Raw genomic sequence first — 2,425 nt, forward strand, 5'->3', positions numbered from 1 at the left:
CCTTTAAGGGCCAGTGGTATCAGCATCGGGATGATGATCGCGTTGAAGATCACCGCAGATAGTATGGCGCTCTCCGGGCTGTGCAGGTGCATAATATTAATAGCCTGCAGGGCTGGTATCGACGCGATAAACAATGCCGGGACAATAGCGAAATACTTAGCCACGTCATTGGCGATGGAGAAGGTCGTTAACGTACCACGTGTGATCAGCAATTGCTTACCTATTTCTACGATCTCGATCAGTTTGGTGGGGTCATTATCCAGATCCACCATATTGCCGGCTTCTTTGGCAGCTTGTGTACCGCTGTTCATGGCTACACCTACATCTGCCTGGGCCAATGCCGGGGCATCGTTTGTACCGTCGCCCATCATGGCAACCAGGCGGCCTGCCTGTTGTTCAGCTTTGATGTAGTTCATTTTATCCTCGGGCTTCGCCTCGGCAATAAAATCATCCACACCGGCTTTTTCGGCAATAAATTTGGCAGTTAACGGGTTATCCCCGGTTACCATTACCGTTTTGATCCCCATTTTACGCAGGCGTTCAAAACGTTCGGCGATGCCGGGTTTAATAATGTCCTGCAATTCTATTGTACCCAAAACAACCTCATTTTGTGAAACCACCAGTGGTGTACCACCGTTGCTTGCAATCGCTTTAACCCGTTCTTCTACATCGGCAGAAAACTTATTGCCGGCAGCTACGGACATGTTCCTGATAGAATCAAAAGCACCTTTACGGATCCGCAAACCTTCAGTAGTGTTGATACCGCTTGCACGGGTTTCTGCGGAAAACTTGATGAACTCGGCCCCTGCAGGCGGGGTCATTGAAATACGCATGTTACTTTGCTGTGCCAGCTCGATGATAGATTTACCTTCGGGCGTTTCATCAGCTAATGATGATAGTACCGCTGCCCTTACCAAATCATCGGGCAATACACCGGGTGCAGGCCAAAACTGGGTCGCTTTACGGTTGCCGATAGTGATTGTACCGGTTTTATCTAAAAGCAATACGTCAATATCCCCTGCGGTTTCCACCGCTTTACCAGATTTGGTGATCACGTTTGCACGCAAAGCCCTGTCCATCCCCGCAATACCGATGGCCGATAAAAGGCCCCCGATGGTTGTGGGAATTAAACAAACGAAAAGGGATATTAATGCCGCAATGGTAATCGGGGTGTTGGCATAATCTGCAAACGGCTTCAGCGTAACGCATACGATGATAAAGATCAGTGTAAAGCTGGCTAACAAGATCGTCAAGGCGATCTCGTTCGGCGTTTTCTGGCGCGATGCACCTTCTACCAGCGCGATCATCTTATCTAAAAAGCTTTCGCCCGGTTCAGTGGTAACAACCACTTTTATCTTGTCTGACAATACCTTTGTACCGCCTGTTACCGATGATTTATCGCCACCTGCCTCGCGGATAACCGGGGCAGATTCACCCGTAATTGCCGACTCATCTATCGTTGCCAAACCTTCGGTGATTTCACCATCGGTAGGTATAGTATCACCCGTTTCACAAACAAATACATCACCTTTACGCAAGTCGTTTGATGATTTACTAACAACGCTGCCGTCGGGCATTAAAACATTGGCAGGTGTTTCTTCACGCGTTTTACGTAAACTGTCTGCCTGTGCCTTACCGCGTGCTTCGGCAATGGCCTCGGCAAAGTTGGCAAACAGCAGGGTTAGCAGCAGTACGATGAAGATGATGAAGTTATAGGCGAACGAACCCTGGCCGGTGTTTAGCAAGCTGTAAACGCTCATATAAAGCATAACGGCGGTGCCTATTTCCACGGTGAACATCACCGGGTTACGCAGCATTACCTTTGGGTTCAGTTTAATGAATGACTGTTTTAATGCGGTTTGCACCAACGCAGCTTCAAATAATTTATTAGATTGAGTTTTCATGTGATTAATTACTTAGGCATTGAAAAGAACTCTGCAATAGGGCCCAGGGCCAAAGCAGGGAAGTACGATAATGCGTTTAGAACAAGTATTACAGCGAAGGTCATCAGGCCGAAAGTTACCGTGTCTACCTTCAAAGTACCTGCTGATTCCGGGATGTATTTCTTTTGGGCAAGCAAACCTGCAATGGCAACAGGGCCGATGATAGGCAGGAACCTTCCCAATAGCATTACAAAACCTGTAGATACGTTCCAGAAGATATTGTTATCACCCAAACCCTCGAAGCCCGAGCCGTTATTGGCGTTAGCTGAGGTCATCTCGTAAAGCATCTCGCTAAAGCCGTGAAAACTTGGGTTATTTAACCATGCCGATGGCTTAACTGCCCAGTCGGCACTGCCGTGGTTGGTGAATACATATGCTGCAATTGCTGTACCCGCCATAATTAAAAACGGACTAAGCAAGGTTATCAAAGCGGCGATCTTCACTTCCCGGGCTTCTACTTTGTGGCCTAAAAACTCAGGGGT

General features: G+C 47.9%; 2 protein-coding genes. Both read right to left on the reverse strand.

The features are described 5' to 3' along the window. The coding region (gene kdpB / locus NAF17_RS18000; protein ID WP_252759416.1) for a potassium-transporting ATPase subunit KdpB at positions 1 to 1,904 on the reverse strand (1,904 nt) is incomplete at its 3' end. 8 nt (positions 1,905 to 1,912) lie between these two features. After that, positions 1,913 to 2,425, reverse strand: a 513-nt coding sequence (locus NAF17_RS18005; RefSeq protein ID WP_252759417.1) for a potassium-transporting ATPase subunit KdpA, incomplete at its 5' end; no start/stop codon positions are given.

The sequence above is a fragment of the Mucilaginibacter aurantiaciroseus genome (assembly GCF_024055595.1).
Lineage (GTDB): Bacteria > Bacteroidota > Bacteroidia > Sphingobacteriales > Sphingobacteriaceae > Mucilaginibacter > Mucilaginibacter aurantiaciroseus.